Raw genomic sequence first — 24014 nt, 5'->3', positions numbered from 1 at the left:
CGCCTGTGAACAGCATCCAACGCTACATTTTCGGACGTATGTTGAAAGCGTCGATTGGTTCAACTTTGGCGATGGTTGCTTTGGTTTGGGTGACGCAGGCTGTGAGCCGTATTGATTTTGCGACCGGCAGCGGCAATTCGATTACTTCCTTCCTGCATTTTATGTCGCTACTGATTCCCCAGTTCATTACAGCGGTACTGCCATTTGGTATTGCCCTAGGCGCCGTTCAGGTACTGAACGCAATGAACAGCGATTCAGAAATGCCTGTTCTGGCAAGCGCAGGCATTGGCAAGTGGCAAGTGGCAAAGCCCATCTTGATTGCGGGCTTTATTGCCGGTTCATATACACTCTTTTCAAACCACTTCATTGAGCCATATACCAATGCCACTTCACGCGATGTTCTAACACAATCACGTGCAGACCTGCTGACAACACTCATTCAGGAAGGCCGCTTTACGCGCGTGGATAGTGATATCACCATCTATGTAAACGAAAAAAACGGCAATGCCCTGAACCAGATTATGATCTCTGACACCCGAGACCCGAAGCTGGAACTGATTTATTATGCCCAATCCGGCGGCGTCGGCGAAGTAAACGGGGAATCACTGCTGATTTTGAATGATGGTGAAATTCACCGCAAAACAGTCGGCACGCAAGACATCACGGTGATCCGGTTTACTTCTTATGCAATCAGCCTTTCGCAGTTTTCACGTGCTGACGGCATTACCACTTATTTTGTAGATGAACGTCCCACCTCATACCTTCTTGATCCGGACCCTAACGACAAACGAGTACAGCGCTTTCCAGGCGAAATACCGGCTGAGTTGCACAAAAGATTTTCTGATTGGCTATATCCCGTCTTGTTGGCGTTTGCGGGTATGGCACTCGCCGGCAAACCAAAATCGCACCGCGGCTCAAGCATTGCCAATTTTGTTTTGGCTTTTGGCGCAGCGATTATTTATCGCGGCTTGTCAGAAACAGTCATCGGATTGAACAAGGAAACAGCTGACTACATCTATCTTATTTATCTTATACCTTTGCTTGGTATCGCCATTTCAGCGTGGATGATTGCGACGCAGCGAACGATAGAAGCGCCCGACTGGCTGCTTATTTATCTGGATCGGCTCGCCCAATTCATGAAAAACATCCGCTTGGCCTTTGCCCGCAGAAAGGTCTCCTAATGCTCGGAAGAACCCTTCAGCTTTATATATTCAAATATATGTTCAAGATGACGCTGTATTTTTTCCTCGGCATCGGACTGCTTATTTTTCTCATAGATTTCACAGAGTTAAGTAACCGTTTCGGCAATCTGGACGGTTTCTCATCATCGCTTGGCTTGTATATTACGGTTATGCGCCTGCCCTTTATTTTAAGTGTGGCGATCCCGTTTGTTGTTTTGGCCGCCACGATGACAACCCTCATCCAGCTTAACAAGAAGAATGAGCTTGTCGTCGCACGGTCTGTCGGGGTTTCAGCGTGGCAGTTTCTTCTGCCGTTATGGCTTGCCGCTTTGCTTTTTGGTTTGTTCTCTATCTTCGTTATCAATCCGATTTCAGCTTATGGCTATTCTGCCGCCACTGAAGCCGAAAGTACTTTCAGAGGCCAGAAACGCAGCTCCAGTCCTTTAGACGATAATCGCCCGTGGCTGCGTCAGGATTCCGAGAATGGCGGCAGCTTCTTAATTGGATCCGAGAGCGTTTCAGGTAATGGCGTTGTTCTTCTAAACGCTGTTTTTCTTGAAATAGACGAAGATGGCCGAATCATACGCCGTTTGGACGCACCGCGTGCCCGCCTCGCACAAGACCGTTGGGTTTTAAGCGATGCAATAGCCAGTAAAGTCGGACAATCCAATGAAGATTTAGGTCAGTTTTTCGTGCCGACAGATATTGATCCAGCAGTTATCAGAGAAGCACTTGTGCCACCGGAACTTGTCCCGTTTTTGCAATTGCCGGAGCAAATCAATGCCGCCAAGTCTTTCGGCGTGACATCAGCGCCATATCGCATGCAATTTCAATCGCTTCTGTCCATGCCGCTGCTTTTGATAGCGATGACCCTCATCGGGGCGACAGTTTCATTAAAATTTGCCCGATTTGGTCAGTCAGAACGTATGATTTTGGGTGGCATTATTGCGGGCTTCATGCTTTATGTCATCTCTGAGGTCACGAAGTCCTTTGGTGGCGCGGGAATCATATCGCCTATTATCGCCGCTTGGCTGCCTGTGGCAGCAAGCAGCATGTTTGGTATCGCGTATTTGCTGCATCGAGAGGATGGGTAATTGTTGGGTTTGAAAGTGGTGGATCAGCGTTTGATCAATCAGGGGGATAAATATTTGCGCAGCGCCTGGCGACGGGCAGCAGCTCTTTCGTGCGCGAGTGCCCTTGCGATCGCCGCGGCAACCACAAACTACTCACCTGCCCTTGCGCAATCTAGCGGACAGGTTGGCGGCTTTACGAATCCGAGCAGCAACGCGCAATTGCTATTGCAAGCCGACGAACTGGTTTACGATAATGACAACCAGACGATCACCGCACGTGGCGGTGTCCGTATCGATTATGACGGCACTATTCTTGTTGCCAGCCGTGTTATCTATCAGGAAACCGATGGTCGGCTGATTGCCGTTGGCGATGTCGAAATCCTTCAGCCGGATGGCACACGTACATTTGCTGATGAAATTGATATCACCGATGATTTCCGCGATGGCTTCGTTAATTCATTGCGGGTTGTGACAACGGATGAGACACGTTTTGCTGCCGAAAGCGCCACGCGCCAAAACGGTGAAGTGACGACTTTCAACAACGGCATCTATACGGCATGTAACGAATGTGTTTCCAAGGAAGGTCGGCCTTTATGGCAAATCAAGGCCAAGAAAATCATTTGGAATGGCGAAGAGAAAACCGTTCGTTTCGAGCGTGCAACATTTGAATTTATCGGTGTTCCGCTTGCGAGTATTCCTGTTTTCACAACATCTGATCCGAGCGTTAAACGTAAAACCGGTTTTTTGATCCCGAGTTTTAAAAACTCTGAAGAATTGGGCTTTGGGTTACGTGTTCCCTATTTCATCAATATCGCACCAAACAAGGATCTGACGCTCGCTGTTACCGGATACACCAAGCAGGGTTTTCTGGGAGAAGCTGAATATCGCCACCGCCTGGAAAATGGTGTTTTCACGCTCAAAACCGCAGGCATCCACCAATTCGACCCGGATGCATTTGGCGTAAATGAAATTGATTCGACAGTCGAAAACCGTGGAATGATCGGAACGACGGGCCGTTTCACCATTAATCCGCGCTGGGCTTTTGGCTGGAACGGTATGCTTCAAAGCGATGCGGACTTTTCAAAAACCTATGAAATTGCAGGTTTTAACAGTACTGTTTTTGAAAATAACATATATCTCACAGGCATTGGCGAGCGCAGCTACTTTGATGCCCGCACGATCTATTACGATTATCAAAGCGCCAGCGTATTTAGCCGTACCGAGGAAGAGCAGGCTGTTGTGCTGCCAAGTGTGGATTATAACTACACACTTGAAAATCCGGTTGCCGGCGGCGAACTGTCTTTCAATGTTTTCAGCCGTTATTTGAAGCGCGATGAACAGGATTCGCGGTTTAACGGCGATCCAACACGTTCAAATTTTGCGACACCGGGCGTTGATGCCGATACATATAGCCTGACGGCGGAAACTGAATGGAAACGTACATTCATCACCGATGGCGGATTGATGATTACGCCGCTTGTTCACGCACAGGGCAATTTCACAAATCTTGACGACGGGACATCCGGTGCGCTTTCGGCAACAAATGCAAATCTTGGCGGTGACGGAAGCTATACACGCGGCATGGTGACAGCCGGACTGGAATTGCGTTATCCGATTCTTTTCTCAACCAGCAGTGCGACCCATATTCTGGAGCCTGTTGCGCAAGTCTTTGCCCGTCCTGACGAGAACCAAGCTGGTGTCTTGCCGAATGAAGATGCTCAAAGTCTGGTTTTTGATGCGAATTCACTTTTCGCACGCGATAAATTTTCCGGCTATGACCGGATTGAAGGCGGTACGCGCGCCAATTTGGGCCTGCGCTATACCGGAACTTTCGATAATGGCTGGGGTATTAAGGCTATTTTTGGCCAATCTTACCACCTTGCAGGCACCAATTCATTTGCACAGGCGGATACCTTCAATACGGGCCAAAATTCAGGTTTGGAAACAACCCGCTCCGATTATGTCGGCGCCGTGTCATTTACCAACGGGTCCAATTACAGCTTTGATGTAGGCGCGCGTTTCGATGAAGACGATTTTGAAGTGCAACGCGCTGATTTAGCCGCGAATTACACTGGCGACCGCATCAAATGGCGCGTTGGCTATGCATTTATCGGCAGCCAACCTGCCTACAACTATATTACAGACCGCCAAGAGGTCTCCTCGGCAGCTTCTTATGAATTTGCACCGAACTGGAGTGTATTTGGCGGCGTTACCTACGATGTCGAAAATACGTTTTTGGATAAATACACCGTGGGCATTGGGTATGATTGCGACTGTTTCAAAATGCGGGCCAGCTATACAGAAGATCGCAGCACCAATACCGATGCAATTACAAAAGAGTATCAGCTGTTCCTGTCCTTTAGAACTCTTGGTGATTTTGGCGAAACCAGCGACGAGTTTGCTTCAACGCGATATTAAGTCTGTCATTGTTTGAACAAACAAGGATGGCACTGCTACATAAAATATAGTCTGCTGTCGCAGCAAAACTGATTTGAGAACTGACTGTCGGAGAAACTTATGCGCGCACATTCACAATTGAAGACGGGACTGCTTGCTGCTGCTTTGGCGATCGCACCTTTTAGTCTTGAGAACCCTACGCCTAGCCCGATTGGCATTTCTGCTGCGCATGCATCTGAAATCAAGGTTGTTGTGAATGACGAAGTTGTCACCAGCTATGATATTGCGCGTCGCACTGCTTTTTTGAAATTGCAGCGCCGCAGCGGAAATCTTCGCCAGTTAGCGGTTGAAGAGTTGACCGATGAAGCACTGAAACGCAGTGCGATCAGACGGGCGGGTATTCGCATCCCGGACAGTCAGGTTGATGCTGCGTTTGCAAATTTTTCTAAAGGAAACAAGCTTTCAGCAAGCCAGATGAGCCAGATTCTGAATCAGGCTGGTGTCACAGCCAAGCATTTTAAAGAGTTTATTCGTGTTCAAATCGCCTGGGGCCAGGTTATCCGAGCACGCTCACAACGCAACAACCTTATGAGCGAACAGGATGTTGTTGCCAAAATGCTTGAACAAGGCGGCCAAAAGCCAACCTCAACCGAGTATCTTCTGCAACAAGTGATATTTGTCATCCCGCAAGATAAACGCAGTAGTTTGCTCAAGCGTCGCCGCTCCGAAGCAGCCAATATGCGTGGACGTGTCACCGGCTGCGACAACACGCAGGAACTTGCAACGCAAATACGTGATGTAACTGTGCGCGATCTTGGCCGTGTGCTCGAATTGCGTTTGCCTGACCGGTGGGCAAAGGATGTTAAGGGCTTACAGGAAGGCCAGACGACCCGCGTGAAAGATACAGAGCGCGGCGTCGAATTTCTTGTTGTCTGCCGCGCACGTGCTGTTTCCGATGACCGCGTTGCGCAGTTGGAATTTTCCACCCAGGCGCTTGAAGATTCCGGCGGTGACCTTGGCAAGCAGTTCCTTGATGAACTACGCAGCTCTGCGCGCATTCAGAAACGCTAACAGAGTATTTGGACACAATTGACCGATATGAATGCGACGACACAGGGGGAAAATCCCAAACCACTTGCTGTCAGTTGCGGTGAACCTGGCGGGGTTGGACCTGATGTTCTCTTAACGGCATGGACAATGCGGCAGGAAAGTCATCTGCCGCCGTTTTATGTTCTAGGTGATATAGCGCAGCTATCCGCACGCGCTAAAATACTGCAACTCGATGTGCAAATTCAGGAAACAACACCGCAAAGCGCGCTCTCGCAATTTTCCTCTGTGCTACCGGTTGTCCCACTTTCCAACGCTTTGAGCGAACAAGTCGGCTTTGCACTTCCCGGCAATGCAACCGGTGTGATCGAGGCAATCGAACGGGCAGTTGATGATTGCATCAATGGTTTGGCAGGCGGTGTGGTGACGGCCCCTATATCCAAAAAGCCGCTTTATGATGCTGGTTTTAAACATCCAGGCCATACCGAGTTTTTGGCAGAACTGGCGCATAAACATTATGGCCAAACGTGCCTGCCTGTAATGATGATTGCCGGTCCGGCGCTACGCACGATACCGGTTACGATTCATATTCCGCTTCGTGAGGTTCCTGAAGCGTTGACACAGGAAATGATTATAGAAACAGCTATCGCGACCGACATTGATTTAAAGGCACGCTTTAAAATTGCCGAGCCAAGGCTTGCTATTTCGGGCCTTAACCCTCACGCGGGCGAAAATGGTGCCATGGGGCGCGAAGATCTTGAGATTGTCGAGCCCGCAGTGAAAAAACTGATTGCGCGCGGTATCAATGCTTTCGGCCCCCTGCCCGCTGACACGATGTTTCATGCTGCGGCACGCGCGAACTATGATGTTGCACTTTGCATGTATCACGATCAGGCACTCATACCCGCCAAAGCGCTCGGGTTTGATGATGCTGTGAATGTAACGCTCGGCCTTCCTTTTATCCGCACATCACCGGATCACGGCACGGCGTTCGATCTTGCAGGCACAGGAAATGCAAAGCCGGACAGCTTTATCGCTGCGTTGAAAATGGCAGCACATATGGCGGCATCATCTCATGAACGATAATGTAGCCATTGATGGGTTGCCGCCCTTAAGACAAGTTATTGAAAAACACGAGCTGGCAACGAAAAAATCACTCGGGCAAAATTTTCTGCTTGATTTGAATTTAACCGGCCGCATTGCCCGCACCGCTGGCGATCTTACCGAGTTAACAGTCATTGAAGTTGGCCCCGGCCCCGGCGGACTAACCCGTGCGCTGCTCATGCATGGCGCCAAACAGGTAATTGCTATCGAACGCGATAGCCGCTGCCTGCCTGTGCTTGCGGAAATTAGCGACCACTATGAGGGCCGCCTAAAGGTGATAGAAGGCGACGCACTGGAAGTCGACATGGCCTCGCTGGCAGAAGGCCCAACAGCGATTGTTGCCAACCTCCCCTACAATGTCGGCACGCAATTATTGGTCAATTGGCTAAGCGGCCCTGACTGGCCTCCTTTTTACAAGTCCCTGACGCTGATGTTTCAGCGCGAAGTTGCCCAGCGCATCGTCGCGCAGGCCGGTGACAATCATTTCGGGCGTTTGGGTGTTTTGGCCGGTTGGCGCTGCCACGCTGAAATCGCATTTGATGTGTCACCGCAGGCATTCTGGCCACCGCCTAAAGTCACATCCTCGGTTGTTCATTTAACACCGCGCGAAACCCCCATCGAATGTGACGGTACCGCACTCGAAACCATAACGCGACATGCCTTCGGGCAACGGCGGAAAATGCTGCGCCAAAGCTTGAAACCGCTTGGCGGACAGGAATTGCTGGATCGTGTCGGTATAGAGGGAACTAGACGCGCTGAAACGCTGGATGTTGCAGAATTTTGCGCGCTCGCCAATGCCTACAAGACGGCCTGATTACTTTCCAATCAGTCCCTGAATAAAATCGAACATGCCAGGCCTGCGTGTACGGCGAAGGCGCTCTGCGACCACAATAGACCGCACTTCACTGTATGCTTTTGCCAGATCATGATTGACGATGATAAAATCATAGTCGTGCCAATGTTCAATCTCTTCTGCCGCATTGAGCAAGCGCTTTTCGATCACTGCCTCATCGTCTTCTGCACGGCGATGAAGCCGGTCCTTTAATTCTGCCATACTGGGTGGCAGCACGAAGACAGACACGACGTCCGAGCGCATTTTACTATCAAGCTGTTCTGCGCCCTGCCAGTCGATGTCAAAGAGCATGTCACGGCCTTCATGCATCGCCAGTTCAACCGGTTCGCGCGGTGTGCCGTAATAATTACCGTGAACTTCTGCCCATTCGAGCAATTCATCATTATCACGCATCTTCATGAACTGCCGTTCAGAGATAAAGTTATAATGGCGACCATCAATTTCACTGCCGCGGCGCTGGCGTGTTGTCACGCTGACCGACAATTCCATACCAAAATCATCGGCGAGTAAATTGCGCGCGATGGACGATTTTCCGGCACCGGATGGTGATGATAAAACCAGCATCAACCCGCGGCGTTTGATACCATCTTCATCTGTCATTGACGCTGCATTTTCACTCATAATATAGGCCGTTATTGTAAATTTTGAACTTGTTCGCGAAACTGGTCATTGACAGCTTTCAGTGACAAACCGGTCGCTGTCAGTGTTGCGGATGTTGATTTTGAGCAGATTGTATTTGTCTCGCGGTTAAATTCCTGTGATAGAAAATCCAGTTTTTTACCGGCAACACCGCCTTCTTCGAGATAATTTTCAGCTGCTTTGACATGCGCTGCCAAGCGGTCAATTTCCTCGCGGATATCAGCTTTGGTCGCGAGCAAAGCGGCTTCTGCCGCCAAACGTTGAGCATCAATATCAACACCGCTTAAAAATAAAAGCTGATCAATTTGCGCTTTCAATCGAGCGTGAATTTGCTCTTGACCGTTTGCTTCATCAGTCCGGGCCTTTTCGGTAAGCTGTGCGATGTGTTGCAAATGACCTGACAGAATTGACTTCAGCGCCTTTCCTTCACTTTCACGCATCGCAACCAATTGCGCCAAAGCAGCATCGGACGCCTTTATTACCGCTTCTGCAAAGGCCTCCTGCTCCTCCGGACTGGTCACGTTTTGTGCCTGATCTTCGGTGAGGATAACGCCACGCACGGCCAGAATGGCATCTGTTGTCGGTGCAGCCAGACCATATTCAATAGCCAAAGCACGCCCCTCTTTTGCAATCGCACTAAACAGGTCGCGATTGATCACAGGGCTGTTGGCTGCCTTTGTTGTATCAACAGATATTGAAACCTGCACATTGCCGCGCGCGACAGACTGGGCAATCCGCTTCTTTATCTGCGCTTCAACGGCTTCAAGGCCTGAAGGCAAGCGAACACGGATATCAAGGCTTTTGCCGTTAACAGAGCGCATATCGCAGGTCACTACGCGGTTGTCCGCTTGTGCTGAACCTGAACCGAAGCCGGTCATGGATTGCAAAGCGCTCATCTCTTTTTCTCCGGCACTCAGTTCATTGTGCAGCAGGCCATTCTAATTGGTATTGGCCTGCTCTTCTTTGCGTTTCTTTTCAATCTCGCGCCACTTTGCAACATTCTTGTTATGCTGTTCGAGCGTGTTCGCAAATACATGTCCGCCCGTGCCATCGGCAACAAAATACAAATCATCCGTCTGGGCAGGATTAGCCACGGCTTCCAAAGCAGCCCGGCCGGGAATTGCGATTGGTCCGGGCGGAATACCATCGATTGTGTAGGTATTATATGGTGTCGGCTTTTCGATATCCGATCTATAAATCGGACGGTCTTCCGGGCGGCCCTGACCGCCGAAAATGCCGTAAAGAATTGTCGGGTCCGACTGCAGACGCATACCTTTACGCAAACGATTGATAAAGACTGCGGCAACACGCGGGCGTTCTTCGGCAACACCGGTCTCTTTTTCAACGATGGACGCCATCGTCACAAATTCATTTATATCTGCGATTGGCAAATCAGGAGCTCTCTTAGCCCAAATCTGTTCCACCAATGTCTCCTGTTGAGCCTGCATACGGGCAATAATTTCAGAGCGCGTCATACCGCGCTGAAAACGTTGCGTATCGGCAATCATCATGCCTTCGGGCGGTAATTCTTCCGGCATTTCTCCGACAAGAATCTCGTCATTGGCAATCTTCTGTGCAGCCTGAAAAACTGTGTTGCCTTCGACAATGGTGAGCGGGTGCAAAATAGCGCGGCCACTAACCAGCGTTTCCATGACTTTCTTCATAGAAGCGCCGCGGGGAATTTCAAACTCACCTGCTTTGAGCGCTTCTTCGTTGCCATATGCGCGCAAGCCCCATTTAAAGACCTCGGCATCAGAAATAATGTTGCGGCGATCAAGGCCGTTGGCGACTTGTGTCATACTCGCCCCGCTGCGGACGGTATAATTCATCGCCTGTTTCAGCGGGCCCGGTTTTTCAAACTGGACTTTTCCATAATAGAAAACGCCGGCCAGAAGCACGAGCGCCAATACAAATGTAGAAAACAGGAAGTGGAAAAACACAACGATTTGATTGCGTGAAGTCTTCGCGCGCCTTGGCTTAGGCGGCTCGAAACCTGGCTGCGCTTTAATGGCCTGACTGGCTGACTTCGGCACTGGACGTGAGTCAGATTTTGCTCCTACAGGATCATCAGTCGGCTGTTTTGCCATATTGTCTGTGCGGCCGAATCTTACCTTGTCGTTCACATCCACGCCCTTCAAAGAATTCAAATTCAACAACGACTTTTCATAAATCGAGTCGATCAATAAAGAATAGCTCGTTTTAGTTAGCTGTTGATAGAAAGGCAATGTGGCGGAATATCGCCCGCATCGCGATCGTCAGACAGTACTATATCAGCCTTCATAACGCTTGAGTACAAGCGAAGCATTTGTGCCGCCAAACCCGAATGAGTTGGACAGAGCAACATCAACTTTCCGCTCGCGTTTCTTGTGCGGTACGAGGTCAATCTTGGTATCAACTTCCGGATTATCCAAGTTAATCGTCGGTGGGACGACCTGATCACGGATGGCCAAAGCGCAGAAAATCGTCTCAACAGCACCTGCGGCACCCAGAAGGTGGCCAATTGCTGATTTAGTCGAGCTCATTGATACATTTTGCGCATGGTCGCCGAGCAATCTCTCAACTGCAGCCAACTCAATTGTATCGGCCATGGTGGATGTGCCATGAGCATTGATATAATCAATATCGAAAGCCTCAAGGCCTGCCCGTTTCAATGCTGCGCGCATGCATCGCTCAGCGCCGTTACCATCTTCAGATGGTGCTGTAATATGAAACGCATCGCCAGACATGCCATAGCCGACAACTTCGGCATAAATTTTCGCGCCACGCGCCAAAGCATGCTCAAGCTCTTCAACAACGACAATGCCGGCACCCTCGCCCATAACAAAACCGTCACGGTCTTTATCATAAGGGCGTGAAGCCTTTTGAGGCTCGTCGTTTCGTGAAGTCGACAACGCACGGCATGCCGCAAAACCGGCAAGCGATATGCGGCTAATTGGAGATTCCGTACCGCCCGCGACCATCACGTCAGCATCGCCTAATGCCACCAAACGGCTGGCGTCACCAATGGCATGTGCACCCGTGGAACAAGCTGTTACGACCGAGTGGTTAGGTCCGCGCAATTTGTGCTTGATGGAAACATATCCGCTCGCAAGGTTGATCAAGCGACCCGGCACAAAAAACGGAGAAAGACGGCGGGGGCCGCGCTCTTTGAGCAGAATACCACCCTCAACCATGCCCTCAATGCCACCGATACCAGAACCGATTAGAACACCTGTCGTGTTGCAATCTTCATCGGTTTCGGGCTTCCAGCCCGCATCCGCCAATGCCTGATCGGCAGCAGCAATTGCATAGACGATGAATTCATCGACCTTGCGTTGCTCTTTAGGCTCCATCCAATCATCTGCATTGTATGTACCGCCGGTGCCGTCACCGCGAGGCATAACACAGGCAATTTTTGCAGGAAGATCATCTGTTTCAAAGGTATCAACACGCTTTGCGGCGCTTTCACCATTGAGCAGGCGGGACCAGGTACTATCAAGTGATGCACCCAAAGGCGACACCATTCCAGCACCGGTAATAACAACGCGTCTTAAGGACATATCACAAATAGGGCCGGAACTTGTTAAAGGTCCGGCCTCTCAAAAAAACGCACTTAAGCGTTTGCTTTTTCGATAAATTTAACGGCGTCGCCAACTGTGAGAATTGTCTCAGCAGCGTCGTCAGGAATTTCAACACCAAACTCTTCTTCAAAAGCCATAACCAGCTCAACGGTGTCCAAGCTGTCAGCGCCAAGATCGTCGATGAAGCTCGCGCCTTCTGTCACTTTGTCCGCGTCAACACCAAGGTGCTCGACAACAATTTTCTTTACACGTTCTGCGACATCGCTCATTTCAGAGTCCTCGAATTTTTAATTTCTGTTCCAGTGTGACTATCCGCACCGCGCAAGCTAATCAAGCAATTTTAGCACGGTACCGACAATTTTATTCAGCTTTATCCACGATAAATACGCTTTAAATCATTGCCATTCCGCCATTTACATGCAGGGTCTGCCCCGTCATGTAAGCAGCTTCATCGCTAGCCAAATAGGCAACCGAAGCGGCAATTTCATCCCCCGTCCCCATGCGTTTCATGGGAATCGCACCCATAATAGCATCTTTTTGCTTATCATTTAGCTTGTCGGTCATCGCGCTTTCGATAAAGCCGGGAGCGACACAATTAACAGTGACATTGCGTGTTGCAATCTCCTGCGCGAGGGATTTTGAAAAGCCGATCAAGCCTGCTTTTGATGCACAATAATTTGCCTGTCCGGGATTACCGGTAACACCTACGATCGATGAAATATTGATAATACGTCCGAAGCGGCGGCGCATCATCGGGTGCGTCAAAGCACGTGTAAGACGGAAAACCGATGAAAGGTTTACGTTTATTACGTCATCCCAATCTTCATCCGACATGCGAACAAACAAGCCATCGCGCGTAATTCCGGCATTGTTTACAAGAATTTCAACGCCCTCAAGCGTTTCTTCGGCCTTTGCGGCCAGCGCCGCGACCTCGTCTTTATCGCCAAGATTGGCAGGCAGTACATGTGTACGATCACCCAGATCATCAGCCAAAGCCTTAAGCTTTTCCTCACGTGTGCCGTGAAGTGCGACGATTGCCCCCTGTGCATGCAAAGTACGTGCTACAGCCTCGCCTATTCCGCCCGACGCTCCGGTGATGAGTGCTTTACGGCCTGAAAGATCAAACATGTATTATCCCTAATTATTGTTAGGCGTTTGCTTCTAGAAACGCTTCTATATCGCCAGGTGTATTGATGGCAACGCCGGCAAGATCGCGGTTTATTCGGCGGGCAAGACCTGTGAGTACCTTACCGGAGCCAACTTCCGCAAGCGTGGTAACGCCATTTGAACCGAACCACTCGACTGTTTCGCGCCAGCGAACCTGCCCTGTGACCTGTTTGACCAGCAAATCAGTCAATGCAGCCGGATCTGTTTCCGGCGCCACGTCAACATTTGTGACAACAGGCACGACAGGCGCGTTCGCAGTGACTTTGGACAGTGCCTCGGCCATCGCTTCGGCGGCAGGCTGCATCAGTGCGCAATGGAACGGTGCAGAAACCGGCAGCAACAATGCCCGTTTAGCGCCAGCTTCTTTTGCAGCCTCTGCCGCAGCTTCTACGGCAACTTTCGAACCGGAAATAACCAACTGGCCGCCGCCATTGTCATTGGCAATCTGGCAAACTCCTGATGTGGCAGATGCGGCATTTGTACAAATCGCCGTAACCGCACTGTCTTCAAGACCGATAATTGCCGCCATTGCGCCAACACCGACAGGAACGGCTGCCTGCATGGCATTGCCTCTGATGCGCAACAGACGCGCGGTATCTGTCAGTGAAAATGTTCCTGCCGCAGCATGCGCGGCATATTCACCCAGCGAATGTCCGGCAACAAATGAGACATTCGACTTCAGATCAAAGCCTTTGGCTTCCAGAACACGCATTATAGCAATGGATACCGCCATAAGGGCGGGCTGTGCATTGGCAGTAAGCGTCAAAACATCGTCCGGCCCTTCAAACATGATGGCCGACAGCTTTTCACCGAGCGCCTCATCAACCTCGTCAAATACTGCTTTTGCCTCCGGAAAGGCTTCGGCGAGTTCTTTGCCCATACCAACAGCCTGGCTTCCTTGACCCGGGAATGTAAGTGCGAGTGTCATAAACGATGTGCTCCATTGGTTTTGGCGGTCAATGAGGATATGACAGGCGAATGTCAAGCTTTTGCCCCACCTTCACATGCAGATTATCGGCTGAAAAGCCTTCATTTGATTAATTTTTAACACAATTTTAAACGAAACTAGTGCAACTGGTCGTGTCGACGATCGTCCAGAATCGCTACATGAGTATTTCGACCGCCATCGGGCATGTTCTTCACATTTAACGCCTGACATTTAGGTCAAGACATTGAAAATCAGTAATATTCGCATCTCAACTCAGCTCTTTTGCTTAGTTTTTGGATTGATTGCAGCATTCTCCATCGTACAGTTCGTTCAAAACAGAGCGACATCTGAAAGCCTTCGGCAGGAACGATACGATCTACTAACCAGCCAAACGCAAAGCGCTATCTCTATTCTTCAGTATTATTATGATCTGGCGCAGGCCGGTGAAATGCCGGAAGAAGAAGCGCGCGCTGAAGCATATAAAACTATTTCCAACATTCGCTTTGAACCGGATGGCTATTTTTTCGGCTTTGATAAAGACACCACAATGATCCTGCACGCCAACCCAAGCACGGTCGGCAAGAACTTCAAAGGTGCAGCGGACAAAAGAGGTTATCCTTTTGCCGACGAAATGATGACCAAAGCGGCAGACGGCGGCGGCATCACAGTTTACCACTGGCCAAAACTCGGTTCGCCAGAAGACGTAGTTTTCCCAAAAGCCAGTTATAATGCGAAATTTGCGCCTTGGGACATTGTTCTGGGCACCGGTGTTTATACAGACGATTTGAACGCACAGATCTGGGCAAACCAGATGCAGTCTATTACGGCGGGCATTATCGTTCTCATTCTTGGTCTGGTTGCGGCTTATTTCCTTATTCGCGGCATCACAAATCCATTGGCCAAAGTGCATAGCGCTATGCAAGCCATTGTGGAAGAAAACACCGACGTGGAAGTGCCGCATACTGAAATGCAAAACGAGGTCGGCATGATGGCGCGTGCGACACAGGTGTTTAAAGAAAAAGTTATTGAACGCCAGCAGCTCACCAAAGCGAAAGTCGAGCAGGATGCTCTTCTTAATTCAGAGCGCGAAAACAACACCAACGCAACCAAAGCCGAAGCTGCACGTCAGGCCAATGTTGTGAAAACAATTGGTGCCGCACTCGCACAATTGGCTGACGGTGACCTTTCCACGCGTTGTAGTGCTCTGGGCGGCGAATATGAAACACTGCGTCAGAACTTCAACAACGCAATGGAAAAGCTTGAAGTTGCGATGTCCAATATTCACCAGAAAGGCAGCGATCTTGACGCCACCTTCTCTGCGATCAGTCATTCATCGTCAGAAATGTCGACACGCACGGAAAGCCAGGCTGCCAATCTTGAAGAAACATCAGCAGCTCTTACCGAGTTGACAGAATCTGTCAGCAGTGCTGCTGCCGATGCCAAAAATGTTGCAAACCGTGTTGATGAAGTCAGCACCGATGCGGCGCGCTCCAATGAAGTCGTCGACAAAGCGATTTCCGCAATGAGCAGCATCGAGCAATCATCTGCCGAGATTTCCAAAGTCATCAGCGTGATTGACGAGATTGCTTTCCAGACCAATTTGCTTGCCCTTAATGCGGGTGTTGAAGCCGCACGTGCGGGCGAAGCAGGTCTCGGCTTTGCTGTTGTTGCCCAGGAAGTGCGTGAACTCGCACAGCGCTCCGCAGCGGCTGCCAAAGAGATCAAAGGCCAGATTCAGCAATCAACCTCTCAGGTCAATCAAGGTGTCGGCCTTGTTGGTCAGGCAGGTGAAGCATTGAAACGTATTGCCGAGCAGATCAATGAAGCCAACCAGTTGGTTGCGAAAATCTCTGTTTCAGCAACAGAGCAGTCGACAACGCTTCATGCGATCTCTGAATCAGTGAACGAAATCGATTATGGCACACAGCGCAACGCTGCCATGGCCGAAGAGTTGACAGCAACTGCCGGCGGCCTTGCACAGGACACATCAGAACTGATGTCCATGATCCAGCAGTTCAAACTTACGGAAAAACGTGAAGAATTGCGCATGGCAAGCTAAGCTTTCCACATATCGGCATGGCAATTATTGCCACGCTCACTAACGATAAAGGCCTCCCCTGCCAAATGCAGAGGAGGCCTTTTTAATTGGCGATATAGGTGAATTACAATTGCAATTTGTGGCCGCAAAAGTGCCGTAATTGAGGTAATTATCGCACTTGCAATCGTGCTTTCACGGTTGTCTTTAAGGGACAAAATTATGGATTCGGAAACAACTTTTATTCCGGCGGCGCCAGCAAAAATCACGGCTGATCTTGTGCTGCGCATATTTGGCGGCTTCACATTTATTGCCAGTCAGATTTTCTGCGTGGCAGCAGCGATCGTGTTCTGCACAGCAGGACTGTTTCATTTAAGCCGGACAGCAACGCTCATCGAAGCGGCCATTATCGCTGTTCCAACCGTTCTTATATGCGTGCAAGTATTCTTCATGGTTGTCCGGGCGGAGCGCGATCCAGACAACAACTGAATTTCATGGGCCGGACTAGTCCAGCCGTGAGATTTCATTCTTCAATGTCGATAAAGCCCACGGCGCATCAATGTTCATGGCAATACTAACCGGATTGCGGTTTTCATCGGCAATGGTGGCACCATAATTTGCCTCGTCCAAACTGACGCGCAGGCCCGAATTATGGAAATCAAAACGTTCCGGATTGGTGCAGCACAATACGGCAGCAGCATCATGCATTGCACAGCCGTCCGCATTGACCACATCGCGGTAAAACTTAAGGTAAAATGGCGCTATCCGGCCGATAAATCCGCCAATTTTCGGCGACGCTTTTGCAAGTTCTGAAAAATCATCAGATTTCATCAAGGTTTGCATTGTGGCATTGAGCCCAACCATCTTGATGTCGAGATCTGACGCAAAAACCTCATCAGCAGCACGCGCATCGTGGAATATGTTCGCTTCGGCATGTTCCGTAATGTTTCCGGCCCGCTCGAATGCGCCGCCCATAATGACAAGTTCTTTTAAATTGGAAGCAAAAGCGGCGTCCAGCCGCAGTGCATCGGCAATATTGGTCAGCGGCCCTATGGCACAGACCACAAGTTCGCCTTTGTTTTCCCGCGCCATACGCACCAGAAATTCGGCGGCTGTTTCATCGACATTTTTCCCTATTTCAGGAACATCCTCAATATCGCCAAAGCCTTCCGGGCCGTGCACATGGGGCGCAGACTCATAAGAGTCTTCGTCATATGGCAGGCTTGCGCCCTGTGCCACGGGTATGTCAGCGCCGAGCAAATCAACCAAATAGCGCGCATTGCGGCTTGATTGTCCGACAAAAGTATTGCCAAAAATCGTTGTAAGGCCAACGAGTTCAATGTCCGGCATCGCATGAGCAAGCGCAATGGCGATAACGTCATCAACGCCGGGATCTGTATCAATAATCATTTTCATGAGGCGCTGTTATCGTTAATTACGGTTTGTGACAATCTGATTTTGAATTTGCTCCTGCGCGCATCTAACGTTGACGCCCCCCTTGCACTACCGGCTAAAAACTGTATAAGGCGCGCATTGCTGATCAGCCGGGGGCTGAACGGAGGGTAGTCTTTTGGCTATTGAACATTGAATTATGTTCGCCTCCCGTGTTCCCGCTCTCGACCCATACCGAGATCAAAGCACCTTTCCTCCCACATATGTGGTGGATCTGGTTGCGGAGGCTTCGCGCTGAACAGCAGCAACGAAAGGAAAGGCATAAAATGGCTTTATACGAGCACACATTTCTTGCGCGTCAGGATATTTCTGCACAGCAAGTTGAAGAGCTAACACAACACTGGAAAGGTGTTTTGGAAGCAAATGGCGGTTCAATCGGCCGCGTTGAAAACTGGGGTCTTAAATCCCTTCAGTACCGCATCAAGAAAAACCGCAAAGCACACTTCGTCATCATGGACGTGACTGCACCGGGTGCAGCTATGCATGAACTTGAGCGTCAAATGCGCATTCATGAAGATGTTCTTCGCTACATGACTATTAAAGTCGAAGCACACGAAGAAGGTCCTTCTGCAATGATGAAACGCGGCAACGACCGCGACGATCGCGGCTCACGTGGCAATGACCGTGGCGAGCGTCCTGCACGTGGCCCACGCGAAGACAAAGGTGATAACTAATCATGATCGATATTAATCAGCTTCCAACACGCCGCCCGTTCCACCGTCGTCGCAAGACATGTCCGTTCTCTGGTGCCAATGCTCCAAAGATCGACTACAAAGACGTTAAATTGCTTCAGCGTTACGTTTCCGAGCGCGGCAAAATCATTCCTTCACGCATCACAGCCGTGAGCATGAAGAAACAGCGCGAACTTGCAAAAGCAATCAAACGCGCCCGTTTCCTTGGTCTGCTACCTTACGTCGTAGGCTAATAATCATTATCCGGCGGTTCGCCGCCGGATTTTCTCTTGTGTGTTCGGCACCCACGGGAAACAAATCACATCGTAAGCTTGCCGAAATAATACGGCAAGATACGGAAAATCCGAGTTGGGGTGAATACCTCTAACTGCTTATGCAGGACAGCGAATATGAAAATTAACGGCCAGGACATTTTGATAGGGTTGATCGCCGGTGCGGCGACCGCTTTGCTATGCTTGGGCGTTGCGACCGGTTCCGGCCTGTCCATATTGCTTTATCTTCTTTCTGCTGTTCCGATTATGGTTGCAGGCCTTGGCTGGAGCCTTGCCGCATCCATTGTTGCTACAATTGTTGCTACGGTTGCGGTTTTTGTCACAGCAAATGAAATGACGGCACTCTTTGTTATTTTAACAACGGCCCTGCCCGCTGCTGCTTCTGCCTATTGGATGACACTTTCACGCCCTGCCGATGAAATGGGCGGACCGAAGGGAAAGCTTGTTTGGTTTCCACTTTCCGATGTGCTTTTACGCATGGGCCTTATGATTGGCACCGCTTTTATTATTATAGGCATTGCAATCAATTACGGGCCTGAGTTGATGAAGCCGGTTCTGGATGAACTCGTTGCCAATTTGCAAATGAACAATCCGAACTTCTCGTTTTCCCCTGAAGCACGCAATCAGTTTGACGCGGCAATTCTGGGCATGATGCCGTTTATGCAGCCGCTTATGTGGACCTGTATCATGGTCGGCAATCTTTATATTGCCCTTAAAATTACGGCTACATCGGGCCAGCTAAAGCGCCCGCCGGAAGACTTCCCGACTGCACTGCGCATGCCAAAGATTTCCCTTATTCCGCTCGGTATTGCAGCTTTACTGTCTTTGATCGGCGGCACATTGAGCCTTGTTGCAAGTGCCATTTTAGGCGGTATATCGGCCGGCTTCATGCTGTCAGGTTACGCTATGTTCCATGCCTATACGCGTGGCCGTGCATGGCGTCCGTTCGGTATGTTCATTTTATATTTCGTGACCATCCTGACGATGCTTCCACCGTTTTTAATGTTTTTTGTCGGCCTGTTTTCGCTCGCCCGAAGCATGCCGATTTCCAATCCACCTCATAAAGATTCAAACGAATAGAAAGAACGAGAAAGGTTCAACATCATGAAAGTTATTCTTCTTGAGCGTATCGCCAAGCTTGGCGCTATTGGCGACGAAGTTACTGTAAAGCCGGGCTTTGCGCGTAACTATCTTCTACCTTCCGGCCGTGCGCTTCGTGCAAACGCTGCGAACCGCGAAGTTTTCGAAAGCCAGCGTGCTGAAATCGAAGCCCGCAACGAAGAGCGCAAAGGTGTCGCTCAGGAAATTTCAAGCGGTCTTGACGGTAAAACATTCGTTGTTATCCGTTCTGCCGGTGAAACAGGCCAGCTTTACGGTTCTGTGACAACACGCGATATTTCAGACTTCCTCGTCGCAGAAGGCCACAAAGTTTCCCGCAACCAGGTTGATCTTAAAACACCGATCAAGACAATCGGTCTTGTTGAAGTTCTGTTGACGCTTCACCCTGAAGTTGAAACGACAATCACATTGAACATCGCACGTTCAGCCGATGAAGCAGAGCGTCAGGAATCAGGTGAAGATCTTTCATCTGCAGATGCGATCTACGGCGAGAACGAAGACAAGTTCGAATCACTTGCCGACTTCGAAGATGAAGACGATGATCGTCCGCGCCGCGACGATAATGCAGAAGAAGCTTCTGAAGAAGAAACTGCATCTGAATAAGCTCTATCGCTTAAAAATTCGGCCCGCTTTGCAAATGCAGAGCGGGCTTTTTGTTGCGTGAAATTTAATCCATAAGAGTCAATGAAAACGGCTGCAAAAAAGCATTTCCTTATCCACAGGCTGTGAAAATCGGGTGCTATTCAGCATTAGAAAAATATTCAGCAATCTTGGGCAAATGAAGGTTTTGTCGAAGTGATTTTTAGATCATATAAGCACAACACCAAAGGAGAGATTTATGGCAGACCCAGCGCGCAAACAAGATGCGGCTAATGATGATTCATCACCGCTATATCGGGAAGCGCCGGGCAATATCGAAGCCGAACAGGCGCTTTTGGGCGCTATTCTCGTCAACAATGATGCGTTCTACCGTGTTTCCGACTTTCTGAAACCGGAACATTTTTACGAGCCGTTGCACCGCCAGATTTTTGAAGTTGCCGGCCAGCAAATCCGTATGGGCAAAACGTCCAATCCGGTGACCATTAAGACATTTTTGCCTGCTGACGAAAAAGTCGGCGACATCACTGTCGCGCAATATCTTGCCCGTCTTGCTGCGGAAGCCGTGACGATTATCAATGCCGAAGACTATGGCCGCGCGATCTATGATCTTGCCATTCGCCGCGCGCTGATCGGCATTGGCGAAGATATGGTCAATATTGCATTTGATGCACCCGTTGAAATGCCGCCGAGCGAGCAGATTGAAGATGCCGAACGGCGCTTGTTTGAACTGGCGGAGACCGGCCGTTATGACGGCGGTTTTCAACCCTTTAACGATGCGCTTCGCACCGCGATCGACATGGCCAATGAAGCCTATATGCGCGAAGGCAAGCTTTCGGGTATTTCGACCGGCTTGAAAACACTGGATGCCAAAATGGGCGGCTTGCAGCGTTCCGACCTGATCGTTCTGGCCGGACGTCCCGGCATGGGTAAAACATCGCTGGCAACGAATGTTGCCGCCAATATTGCAGCCGCCTATCGCGGCGAGCAACAGGCCGATGGATCCATGAAAGCCATAGATGGCGGCGTAGTCGGCTTCTACTCGCTTGAGATGTCCGCCGAGCAGCTCGCCACACGTATCCTGTCGGAAGTGTCAGAAGTGTCGTCATCAAAAATTCGCCGCGGTGAAATCTCCGAAGCGGAATTTGAACAATTGGTGACCACTTCGAACCAAATTCAGCGTATGCCGCTTTATATTGACCAGACCGGTGGTATCTCGATTGCACAGCTTGCCGCGCGTGCCCGGCGCCTTAAGCGTCAGCGCGGTCTCGACGTTATGATTGTTGACTATATTCAGTTGATGACAGGCTCATCCAAAAACTCAGGCAACCGCGTTCAGGAAATCACCGAAATTACCACCGGTCTGAAAGCATTAGGCAAAGAGCTGAACGTGCCTATCATTGCCCTTTCCCAGCTTTCACGTCAGGTGGAGAGCCGCGACGACAAGCGTCCTCAACTTTCCGACCTTCGCGAATCGGGTTCTATCGAGCAGGATGCCGATGTTGTGCTCTTCGTGTTCCGTGAAGAATATTACGTCCAGAACATGGAGCCGCGCCGTTCGCCGGAGGATTTCCGAAACGATATTAAAAACGAAGAATATATTGCTTGGGAAGAAAAGATGAACAAGGTGGCCGGAACAGCCGACGTTATTATCGCCAAGCAGCGTCACGGCCCGACTGGCACAGCGCGCCTTTCCTTTGTTGCTCAATTTACCCGCTTTGGTGATTTGGCAGAAGATGATCATCTGCCTGAGCAATATGAGTAAACCATAGCGTGTCTACTAGCGCGAACCGTCTTCTTAAATTGACGCTGAAGATGATATTTGCAATAAGAACGTACCAAGAACAAAGGTGCGAAATTCTGTATGGCTAAAAAATCAAAAACCGCATTTGTCTGCCAAAATTGCGGTACGGTTCACACGCAATGGCAAGGCAAATGCGACGGGTGCGGCGAATGGAACACCATTGTTGAAGACAACCCTCTGGCCGGTATTGGCGGCGGGCCGGGCCGCGCACCGCAAAAGGGACGTGTGGTTCCCCTCACCTCACTGGATGGCGAGATTGAGGAAGCACCGCGCATTGTCAGCCGCGTAGCCGAGCTTGACCGTGTCACGGGCGGCGGATTTGTGCGCGGTTCTGCCGTATTGCTCGGTGGCGAGCCCGGCATTGGAAAATCAACGCTGCTCATGCAGGCTGCTGCGGCTCTATCACGTGCAGGACATAACATTGTTTATGTGTCCGGCGAGGAAGCTGTTGCTCAGGTTCGCCTGCGCGCAAAACGGCTTAAAGCCAATGAAACACAGGTGCAGCTTGCAGCCGAGACAAATGTCGAGGACATTTTAACTACGCTTGGCAACATGGAAAAGCGTCCAGATCTGGTGATTATCGATTCGATCCAGACCATGTGGACCGACAGCGCAGATTCAGCCCCCGGTACGGTGACGCAAGTGCGCCAATCTGCTCAAGCGCTTATACGCTATGCCAAATCGACCGGTGCAACTGTTGTCATGGTCGGCCATGTTACCAAGGAAGGCAATATTGCCGGTCCGCGCGTGGTCGAACATATGGTCGATGCCGTTATTCAGTTTGAAGGCGATGGCAGTCATCAATACCGGATTTTGCGCGCCCTTAAAAACCGTTTTGGTCCCACGGACGAGATCGGTGTCTTTGAAATGATGCAATCCGGCCTCAGACAGGTCGCCAATCCATCCGAATTGTTTTTGGGTGAGCGCGCTGACAATGCGCCGGGCGCGGCTGTCTTTGGCGGGATGGAAGGCACGCGCCCTCTTTTGGTTGAAATACAGGCGCTTGTTGCGCCCACATCACTTGGCACACCGCGACGGGCCGTTGTGGGATGGGATTCATCGCGCCTGTCTATGATCATTGCAGTTCTACAGGCGCATTGCGGTGTCAATCTTGGGCAGCATGATGTTTACTTAAATGTCGCCGGCGGATACCGGATTTCCGAGCCGGCGGCTGACCTTGCGGTGGCTTGTGCATTGATTTCTTCGCTGGCCGGACTTGCTTTGCCGACAGACTGCGTCTATTTCGGCGAGATTAGTCTTTCGGGCTCAATCAGGCCGGTGCCCCATGCGGGTCAAAGGATCAAAGAGGCCGAAAAACTGGGGTTCAAGTCGGCAGTATTGCCGAAAGGAAGCTCAGATGTACCAAAACGCAATGATGAAAGCATTTTTGCAGCGGAAAAACTTGTAGATCTGGTCGTAAAGATTGCAGGCGGCAAAACACTATCCTATGAGAGTGATGAAAAATAGATGGACGAAACCGGACATGTTTTGGTCATTCAGAATTAAGGGATAATTTGATCGGGTTTTTTAAGTACATGACACCGATCTTCTTACGGGAATAGCATTTAATGCCAATAACACTCCTAGACGGCCTTTTTATCGGCCTTGTGCTTCTTTCAGCATTGCTGGCAATGGTACGCGGATTTTCACGCGAGGTTTTGTCAATCGCTTCCTGGGCAGCGGCAGCAGTTGCCGCATTTTTCTTTTACAAGCAGCTCGCGCCGACGGTGAATAATTACATCGGTAACGAGCTTATTTCCCAGCTTGTTGCGGCCGGTCTTATCTTTATCGTTACCTTGATTGTTGTGACTGTGATCACGATGCGGGTTGCAGATATGATCATTGACAGCCGTGTTGGCCCGCTGGACCGTACTCTTGGCTTTGTTTTTGGCGCTGCACGCGGTATTATCGTTGCAGCGGTTGCTGTGTGGTTTATCGACTTTTTTGTCGGCGACGCACAAATCGGCTGGATTGAAAACGCCAAGTCCAAACCATTTCTCGATACGGTTGCGAACCGTATGATCAACCTCCTGCCGGAAGATATAGACAGCATGATCTCCGGTGAAAATGATGCACAAGCTACGGACACTTAGC

23 protein-coding genes are annotated in these 24014 nt (G+C 50.2%); 15 read left to right on the top strand and 8 right to left on the bottom strand.

Annotation, left to right across the window (positions count from 1 at the left end; genetic code table 11):
• The first annotated feature begins 5 nt into the window (after positions 1-5).
• From lptF to rsmA, 6 genes are all read left to right on the top strand, one after another.
• A complete protein-coding gene (gene lptF, locus SU32_RS03985; protein WP_144421027.1) occupies positions 6-1181 on the top strand; it encodes an LPS export ABC transporter permease LptF in 1176 nt (391 codons plus the stop codon).
• A complete protein-coding gene (lptG, locus tag SU32_RS03980) occupies positions 1181-2275 on the top strand; it encodes an LPS export ABC transporter permease LptG (RefSeq protein WP_053998041.1) in 1095 nt (364 codons plus the stop codon). Before lptF ends, lptG begins: the two co-directional genes overlap by 1 nt.
• Positions 2276-4672 (top strand): LPS-assembly protein LptD, encoded by a 2397-nt coding sequence (locus tag SU32_RS03975; protein ID WP_053998040.1) that lies wholly within the window; start codon positions 2276-2278, stop codon positions 4670-4672.
• A 99-nt stretch (positions 4673-4771) separates the two neighbouring features.
• Positions 4772-5722 carry a SurA N-terminal domain-containing protein gene (locus SU32_RS03970; RefSeq protein ID WP_053998039.1) on the top strand — a complete coding sequence of 317 codons (951 nt, stop codon included), beginning with the start codon at positions 4772-4774 and terminating at the stop codon, positions 5720-5722.
• A gap of 27 nt (positions 5723-5749) precedes the next feature.
• Complete coding sequence (pdxA, locus tag SU32_RS03965) at positions 5750-6784, top strand: 4-hydroxythreonine-4-phosphate dehydrogenase PdxA (RefSeq protein WP_053998038.1); 1035 nt, start codon at positions 5750-5752, stop codon at positions 6782-6784.
• Positions 6774-7616: a 16S rRNA (adenine(1518)-N(6)/adenine(1519)-N(6))-dimethyltransferase RsmA gene (rsmA, locus tag SU32_RS03960; RefSeq protein WP_053998037.1), complete on the top strand. Its 843-nt coding sequence runs from the start codon at positions 6774-6776 to the stop codon at positions 7614-7616. Before pdxA ends, rsmA begins: the two co-directional genes overlap by 11 nt.
• Here the strand turns inward: rsmA and gmk are convergent, their stop codons facing one another.
• The 7 genes from gmk to fabD form a co-directional block, all read right to left on the bottom strand.
• Complete coding sequence (gmk, locus tag SU32_RS03955) at positions 7617-8276, bottom strand: guanylate kinase (protein ID WP_053998036.1); 660 nt, start codon at positions 8274-8276, stop codon at positions 7617-7619.
• A gap of 11 nt (positions 8277-8287) precedes the next feature.
• Positions 8288-9190 (bottom strand): YicC/YloC family endoribonuclease, encoded by a 903-nt coding sequence (locus tag SU32_RS03950; RefSeq protein ID WP_053998035.1) that lies wholly within the window; start codon positions 9188-9190, stop codon positions 8288-8290.
• 42 nt (positions 9191-9232) lie between these two features.
• Positions 9233-10381: an endolytic transglycosylase MltG gene (gene mltG, locus SU32_RS03945; protein WP_053998076.1), complete on the bottom strand. Its 1149-nt coding sequence runs from the start codon at positions 10379-10381 to the stop codon at positions 9233-9235.
• A 183-nt stretch (positions 10382-10564) separates the two neighbouring features.
• Positions 10565-11833 (bottom strand): beta-ketoacyl-ACP synthase II, encoded by a 1269-nt coding sequence (gene fabF / locus SU32_RS03940; protein ID WP_053998034.1) that lies wholly within the window; start codon positions 11831-11833, stop codon positions 10565-10567.
• A 53-nt stretch (positions 11834-11886) separates the two neighbouring features.
• Positions 11887-12123: an acyl carrier protein gene (locus SU32_RS03935; protein ID WP_053998033.1), complete on the bottom strand. Its 237-nt coding sequence runs from the start codon at positions 12121-12123 to the stop codon at positions 11887-11889.
• Between the two features lie 121 nt (positions 12124-12244).
• Positions 12245-12982, bottom strand: a complete 738-nt coding sequence (fabG, locus tag SU32_RS03930; protein ID WP_053998032.1) for a 3-oxoacyl-[acyl-carrier-protein] reductase — start codon at positions 12980-12982, stop codon at positions 12245-12247.
• A 19-nt stretch (positions 12983-13001) separates the two neighbouring features.
• The gene (gene fabD, locus SU32_RS03925; protein ID WP_053998031.1) at positions 13002-13949 is read right to left on the bottom strand and encodes an ACP S-malonyltransferase; all 948 of its coding nucleotides are present in this window, start codon (positions 13947-13949) and stop codon (positions 13002-13004) included.
• A gap of 250 nt (positions 13950-14199) precedes the next feature.
• Here fabD and SU32_RS03920 point away from each other — a divergent pair, with 250 nt between their 5' ends.
• Together SU32_RS03920 and SU32_RS03915 are read left to right on the top strand one after the other, a co-directional pair.
• The gene (locus SU32_RS03920; protein WP_053998075.1) at positions 14200-16008 is read left to right on the top strand and encodes a methyl-accepting chemotaxis protein; all 1809 of its coding nucleotides are present in this window, start codon (positions 14200-14202) and stop codon (positions 16006-16008) included.
• 198 nt (positions 16009-16206) lie between these two features.
• On the top strand, positions 16207-16473 hold the full coding sequence (locus SU32_RS03915; RefSeq protein WP_053998030.1) for a hypothetical protein: 267 nt from the start codon (positions 16207-16209) through the stop codon (positions 16471-16473).
• Positions 16474-16488: 15 nt separating this feature from the next.
• Here the strand turns inward: SU32_RS03915 and SU32_RS03910 are convergent, their stop codons facing one another.
• The gene (locus tag SU32_RS03910; RefSeq protein ID WP_053998029.1) at positions 16489-17400 is read right to left on the bottom strand and encodes a nucleoside hydrolase; all 912 of its coding nucleotides are present in this window, start codon (positions 17398-17400) and stop codon (positions 16489-16491) included.
• A gap of 302 nt (positions 17401-17702) precedes the next feature.
• Between SU32_RS03910 and rpsF the strand changes: the two genes are divergently transcribed.
• The 7 genes from rpsF (at position 17703) to SU32_RS03875 (ending at position 24013) form a co-directional block, all read left to right on the top strand.
• A complete protein-coding gene (gene rpsF, locus SU32_RS03905) occupies positions 17703-18110 on the top strand; it encodes a 30S ribosomal protein S6 (protein WP_053998028.1) in 408 nt (135 codons plus the stop codon).
• A 2-nt stretch (positions 18111-18112) separates the two neighbouring features.
• Positions 18113-18361: a 30S ribosomal protein S18 gene (rpsR, locus tag SU32_RS03900; protein ID WP_053998027.1), complete on the top strand. Its 249-nt coding sequence runs from the start codon at positions 18113-18115 to the stop codon at positions 18359-18361.
• Positions 18362-18517: 156 nt separating this feature from the next.
• The gene (locus SU32_RS03895) at positions 18518-19480 is read left to right on the top strand and encodes a hypothetical protein (RefSeq protein ID WP_053998026.1); all 963 of its coding nucleotides are present in this window, start codon (positions 18518-18520) and stop codon (positions 19478-19480) included.
• Between the two features lie 24 nt (positions 19481-19504).
• Complete coding sequence (gene rplI, locus SU32_RS03890) at positions 19505-20122, top strand: 50S ribosomal protein L9 (protein ID WP_053998025.1); 618 nt, start codon at positions 19505-19507, stop codon at positions 20120-20122.
• 235 nt (positions 20123-20357) lie between these two features.
• Positions 20358-21881 carry a replicative DNA helicase gene (locus tag SU32_RS03885; protein ID WP_053998024.1) on the top strand — a complete coding sequence of 508 codons (1524 nt, stop codon included), beginning with the start codon at positions 20358-20360 and terminating at the stop codon, positions 21879-21881.
• A 99-nt stretch (positions 21882-21980) separates the two neighbouring features.
• A complete protein-coding gene (gene radA, locus SU32_RS03880; RefSeq protein ID WP_053998023.1) occupies positions 21981-23387 on the top strand; it encodes a DNA repair protein RadA in 1407 nt (468 codons plus the stop codon).
• A 101-nt stretch (positions 23388-23488) separates the two neighbouring features.
• Positions 23489-24013 (top strand): CvpA family protein, encoded by a 525-nt coding sequence (locus SU32_RS03875; protein ID WP_053998022.1) that lies wholly within the window; start codon positions 23489-23491, stop codon positions 24011-24013.
• Position 24014 lies beyond the last annotated feature (1 nt).

Source organism: Ahrensia marina, assembly GCF_001293565.1.
Taxonomy (GTDB): Bacteria; Pseudomonadota; Alphaproteobacteria; order Rhizobiales; family Rhizobiaceae; genus Ahrensia; species Ahrensia marina.
The sequence above is the reverse complement of the archived record's forward strand: the minus strand, read 5'-3'. Positions and strand labels throughout refer to the sequence as shown.

Bases quoted from the DNA above. Each gene is read 5' to 3' on its own strand.
- lptG (WP_053998041.1), top strand. From the start codon at position 1,181: ATGCTCGGAAGAACCCTTCAGCTTTATATATTCAAATATATGTTCAAG.
- fabD (WP_053998031.1), bottom strand. From the start codon at position 13,949: ATGACACTCGCACTTACATTCCCGGGTCAAGGAAGCCAGGCTGTTGGT.
- gmk (WP_053998036.1), bottom strand. From the start codon at position 8,276: ATGAGTGAAAATGCAGCGTCAATGACAGATGAAGATGGTATCAAACGC.
- mltG (WP_053998076.1), bottom strand. From the start codon at position 10,381: ATGGCAAAACAGCCGACTGATGATCCTGTAGGAGCAAAATCTGACTCA.
- SU32_RS03875 (WP_053998022.1), top strand. From the start codon at position 23,489: ATGCCAATAACACTCCTAGACGGCCTTTTTATCGGCCTTGTGCTTCTT.
- fabG (WP_053998032.1), bottom strand. From the start codon at position 12,982: ATGTTTGATCTTTCAGGCCGTAAAGCACTCATCACCGGAGCGTCGGGC.
- pdxA (WP_053998038.1), top strand. From the start codon at position 5,750: ATGAATGCGACGACACAGGGGGAAAATCCCAAACCACTTGCTGTCAGT.
- SU32_RS03885 (WP_053998024.1), top strand. From the start codon at position 20,358: ATGGCAGACCCAGCGCGCAAACAAGATGCGGCTAATGATGATTCATCA.
- SU32_RS03970 (WP_053998039.1), top strand. From the start codon at position 4,772: ATGCGCGCACATTCACAATTGAAGACGGGACTGCTTGCTGCTGCTTTG.
- SU32_RS03910 (WP_053998029.1), bottom strand. From the start codon at position 17,400: ATGAAAATGATTATTGATACAGATCCCGGCGTTGATGACGTTATCGCC.
- SU32_RS03935 (WP_053998033.1), bottom strand. From the start codon at position 12,123: ATGAGCGATGTCGCAGAACGTGTAAAGAAAATTGTTGTCGAGCACCTT.
- fabF (WP_053998034.1), bottom strand. From the start codon at position 11,833: ATGTCCTTAAGACGCGTTGTTATTACCGGTGCTGGAATGGTGTCGCCT.
- SU32_RS03915 (WP_053998030.1), top strand. From the start codon at position 16,207: ATGGATTCGGAAACAACTTTTATTCCGGCGGCGCCAGCAAAAATCACG.
- SU32_RS03895 (WP_053998026.1), top strand. From the start codon at position 18,518: ATGAAAATTAACGGCCAGGACATTTTGATAGGGTTGATCGCCGGTGCG.
- rsmA (WP_053998037.1), top strand. From the start codon at position 6,774: ATGAACGATAATGTAGCCATTGATGGGTTGCCGCCCTTAAGACAAGTT.
- rpsR (WP_053998027.1), top strand. From the start codon at position 18,113: ATGATCGATATTAATCAGCTTCCAACACGCCGCCCGTTCCACCGTCGT.
- rplI (WP_053998025.1), top strand. From the start codon at position 19,505: ATGAAAGTTATTCTTCTTGAGCGTATCGCCAAGCTTGGCGCTATTGGC.
- SU32_RS03950 (WP_053998035.1), bottom strand. From the start codon at position 9,190: ATGAGCGCTTTGCAATCCATGACCGGCTTCGGTTCAGGTTCAGCACAA.
- radA (WP_053998023.1), top strand. From the start codon at position 21,981: ATGGCTAAAAAATCAAAAACCGCATTTGTCTGCCAAAATTGCGGTACG.
- rpsF (WP_053998028.1), top strand. From the start codon at position 17,703: ATGGCTTTATACGAGCACACATTTCTTGCGCGTCAGGATATTTCTGCA.